Here is a 3957-nt window from a genome sequence, read left to right as displayed (position 1 = left end):
GCTGCTTCACGAACACCGTCGAGACGCTGATGCCCGCGGCCAAGACACCGAGGCCGACCCGGGATCTGCGGGACACCTGCGACGCAAAGACCGCGAGCCAACTCAAGGCCACATGGAGGCTCGGAAAATGGTTGTAGGGCTGGTCCAGATACTCGAGCGATAGGAGCCATGTATGAAACGACGACACCTCGAGGTGGGGCCGCTCGAAGTACACCGGAAACAGGAGATAGGTCGTGTACGCGGCCAGCAGCGTCAGGCCGGTGGCGCGGAGCAGGCGCCGAAAGGTGGCGTAGTCGCGGATAGTGACGATCAGGAGCACCGCGATGAAATACGTGAGGACATACAGGTATTCGAACACTGGCAGAAACGGCAGCCGCTCCTCGCCCGGCAGGAATAATGTGTGAGCGGCGCGGCCGACACTCCATTCGTTGATCGCGAGATACGTCGCCGTGAACAGCCCGTAACACACCGCCAGGATCGCGGCGAAGCGGGGTTTGCGCAGGCGTCCCTCGGCATCGCTCATCCACTGTTCGAGCCTCGCATCGAGCGGGGCCATGCTCATGACACGGACCGAAACGTCATGGTGACGGCGCCGCGCGGCCGCAGCAGCATCATTGGCTGGATCGCGACCGCCTCGTCCTTCACGAGTCTGAAATCGTATTTCCGCACGGTGGCCACGATGATCATGAGCATCTGCATGATCGCCATGTTGTTGCCAATGCAAATTCTGGCGCCGCCGCCGAATGGGATGTAGGCGAAGGGGTGGCGCGCCTTGCGTCGTTCGGGGTCGAAGCGACGCGGATCGAAGGACTCGACGTCCTCCCAATGTTCAGGGTTGCGGTGCGTGCCGTAAATGTACGGGACCGTGGCCGGCAAGACCCAGACGATGGAAGCGTGGAAGTCGAGCGAGCGCCTCTGGTTCGTGTTCCGCGATCTCACGAGCGCCGATGCCACGTATCCGTCGGCACGGTTCCTCTACACCGACGCGCCGACCGCCGACGGCAAGGTCGTGCTCGACTTCAATCGCGCCCAGAACCCACCGTGCGCCTACAATCCATGGACGACCTGCCCACTGCCGCCGTCTGCCAACAAGCTGCCCGTGCGCATCGAGGCCGGTGAAAAGCGTTATCACGCCGCGGCCACATCGAATTCGGCCGTCCTGAGGAAGTGACACGATTCATCCTTCGACTTCCGCCCGCACGCCCCGTTCTGCGATCCGCCGCCGCAAGTCGGCCATCCGGGGATCGTGTCGCACCGGGTCCAGGTTGTGCATGTATAAGACTTCCGCAATCAGCCAGATATCGCGTTCCTCGAACGTCCGCTCGAGCCATTCGAATGCGCGGTCCGGCTGCCCGAGTCCTGCGTACGCCAGCGCGATGCTGATGGCGGGGACATGCTGCGTACGTCGACGCTCCAGAAGCGTTGCGAGTTCTCGTTCGGCGGCTGCGCAATCGCCTGAGCGTCCAAGAGCGCCCGCCAGAAGACCCACCGCCTGCGGCGCTCCTCCCGAACAGCGCACCGCTTCGGCGAAGTGTTGGACAGCGTCGTCGATCCGTCCGGCGATGACGGCGAGGGTCCCGCGAAAATGGTGCCCCCACCAGAACGTCGGGTCGAGATCGAGGAGCACCTCCGTCGAGCGGGCGGCGGCCGTGTAGTTCCGCTGGGCGATATGGGCGTCGACCAGCGCCATGTGCCACAGCGGCGCGAGCGGGTCGAGCGCCACGCCTCGATTGGCATCTGACAGCGTCAACTCGACCTGTCCCGAGTAGAAGTAGACGAGCGATCGCACCATGTGCGCAGGACCGAGCCGAGGGTTCAGCGCAATGGCCCGTGTCGCGGCCTGTTCCGCGGCGCTCCACTCCCATCGGTACAAGTGAACGACCGTCATGAGGGCCCAGGCTTCGGCCAGATCCGGGTCGAGTTCGAGCGCGCGCGTGAGCGCCGCGCTGGCGTGTGGCAGCAGCTCGGGGTAGGGCCGGAGACCGATCGCTCCGCTGGCAAGATAGACGTCCGCGAGCCCGAAGTACGCGATCGCATATTCCGGATCCAGCCCGATCGCACGCTCCATGCACTCCTGCGACTTTGCGAATTCCGCCGCGTTCCATTTGTGCCAGTGATGCCGGCCTTTGAGATAGAGCTGATACGCCTCGATGTTCGTCGTCTGGCGCTTGACGAGCACAGCGGGCTCTTCGCCGAGTAGCTTGACCTTCAACGCCTTGACGATCGACGCGGAAATCTCGTCTTGGATCTCGAACACATCGTCGAGCTGCCGGTCGTATCGTTCCGACCAGAGTTGATATCCCTCCGCGATGTTCACGAGCTGCGCGCTGACCCTCAGCCGGGTACCGGCCTTGCGCACGCTCCCTTCGAGCACCGTCGTGACGTTGAGGGTACGGCCGATCTCCTTCAGATCCGTCTGCTTCCCTTTGAACGAGAAGGCCGACGTTCTCGCCGCGACGCGCAGCTGATCGATCTTGGTGAGCGCGCCGATGAGATCTTCAGCGATGCCGTCGCAGAAATACTCGTTCTCCGAGTCGTTGCTCATGTTGACGAACGGGAGCACGGCGATCGAGGGCGCCGCCTTGGCAACGCTCCGCGTCCCGGAGCCTTCCGCCTTGAGTCGCTCCAGGTCATCCAGCAGGTCTCGCGACGAGGCGTACCGCCGCGTGACGTCCTTCTCGAGGCACTTGGAAACGATGCGGTGGATTTCCAGTGGGGCGTCTCCCCGATGTCGCGTCAACGGCGTCGGCTCGTGCTCCAGAATCGCGACGATGACGTCGGTGGCCGTCGAGGCCTCGAACGGGGCACGACCGGCCAGCATCTCGTAGAGCACGACGCCGTAGCTGAACAGATCCGATCGGGCGTCAACGGTCAGGCCGCGCGCCTGTTCGGGCGACATGTAGCGTGTCGTGCCGACGACCATGCCGAGAGCGGTATGAGGGTAGGCAACCGTTTCCGCCTCCATGCCGCCCGCCGGCGGCTCGACGAGCTTCGCGAGGCCGAAGTCCAGCAATTTGGCCTGTGCTGTCTCTGGCGCGGCTGGCAGCGATGCGCCGGGTCGAGACGTGCCCGCCGTCGCCAGCATCACGTTGCCCGGTTTCAGGTCGCGATGCACGACGCCGGCCCGGTGTGCCGCGTCCAGAGCGCTGGCAATCTGCATGCCCAGATCGAGCGCCCGGTCGAGCGGGAGCGCGCCCCTGCTGATGCGCTGGGCGAGCGTCTCGCCCTCCAGATACTGCATGACGAAAAACGACGCGCCCTGGTAGTCCCCGACGTCGTAGAGCGCGCAGATATGAGGATGATCGAGTTGCGAAATGACGCGCGCCTCGCGGTCAAAGCGGTCGCGGAACTGAGGGTCGGCCGCGAGCAGCGGCGAGAGGACTTTGATCGCGACGGGGCGGTCGAGGCGCGTGTCGCGGGCTTTGTAGACCTCACCCATGCCGCCGGCGCCAAGCAGGGCGACGACTTCGTACGGGCCGAGGCGGGTGCCGGCGGAAAGGCTCATGGTGACGGGTTGTGGGATCTCGTGCGTGGAAAAGGGCGATTATAGTCGAGGGTCAGCCCCTCAAGAGAATGGCCCGTGTGGACTTGCCTTCGAGCGCGCGGGAACGCGCGAGCCACCACGCGACCCAAGCCAGTGCGCAACCATACAGCACATCGACGATGTAATGCTGCTTCACGAACACCGTCGAGACGCTGATGCCCGCGGCCAAGACAACGAGGCCGAACCGGGATCTGCGGGACACCTGCGACGCAAAGTCCGCTAGCCAACTCAAGGCCTCATGGAGGCTCGGATAATGGTTGTAGTGCTTGTCCATGTACTGGTGCGAAAGGAGCCACGTATGAAGCGAGGTCACCTCCAGATGCGGCCGCTCGAAGTACACCGGAAAGAGCAGATAGGTCGTGTACGCGATCAGCAGCGTCAGGCCGGTGGCGCGCACGAGGCGCCGGAATGAG

Annotated in this window: 5 protein-coding genes; 1 reads left to right on the top strand and 4 read right to left on the bottom strand. The window is 64.2% G+C overall.

Translation table 11 applies throughout. From position 1 onward, the window contains the following. Positions 1-556, bottom strand: a 556-nt coding sequence (locus Q7S20_02595; GenBank protein ID MDO8500709.1) for a hypothetical protein, incomplete at its 3' end; no start/stop codon positions are given. 2 nt (positions 557-558) lie between these two features. Next, positions 559-876 carry a cytochrome P450 gene (locus Q7S20_02590; protein ID MDO8500708.1) on the bottom strand — a complete coding sequence of 106 codons (318 nt, stop codon included), beginning with the start codon at positions 874-876 and terminating at the stop codon, positions 559-561. Here Q7S20_02590 and Q7S20_02585 point away from each other — a divergent pair. Continuing rightward, entirely contained in the window at positions 866-1171 is a 306-nt protein-coding gene (locus Q7S20_02585) for a DUF1684 domain-containing protein (protein ID MDO8500707.1), read from the top strand. The two genes, Q7S20_02590 and Q7S20_02585, sit on opposite strands and share 11 nt — an antisense overlap. A 6-nt stretch (positions 1172-1177) precedes the next feature. On the opposite strand, the gene Q7S20_02580 is transcribed toward Q7S20_02585, so the two are convergent. After that, positions 1178-3505, bottom strand: a complete 2328-nt coding sequence (locus tag Q7S20_02580; protein ID MDO8500706.1) for a protein kinase — start codon at positions 3503-3505, stop codon at positions 1178-1180. Positions 3506-3557: 52 nt separating this feature from the next. Continuing rightward, a partial coding sequence (locus tag Q7S20_02575; GenBank protein MDO8500705.1) for a phosphatase PAP2 family protein occupies positions 3558-3957 on the bottom strand: 400 nt, incomplete at its 5' end.

Source organism: Gemmatimonadaceae bacterium, assembly GCA_030647905.1.
GTDB lineage: Bacteria > Gemmatimonadota > Gemmatimonadetes > Gemmatimonadales > Gemmatimonadaceae > UBA4720.
This window is presented reverse-complemented; position numbering and strand designations above follow the sequence as displayed.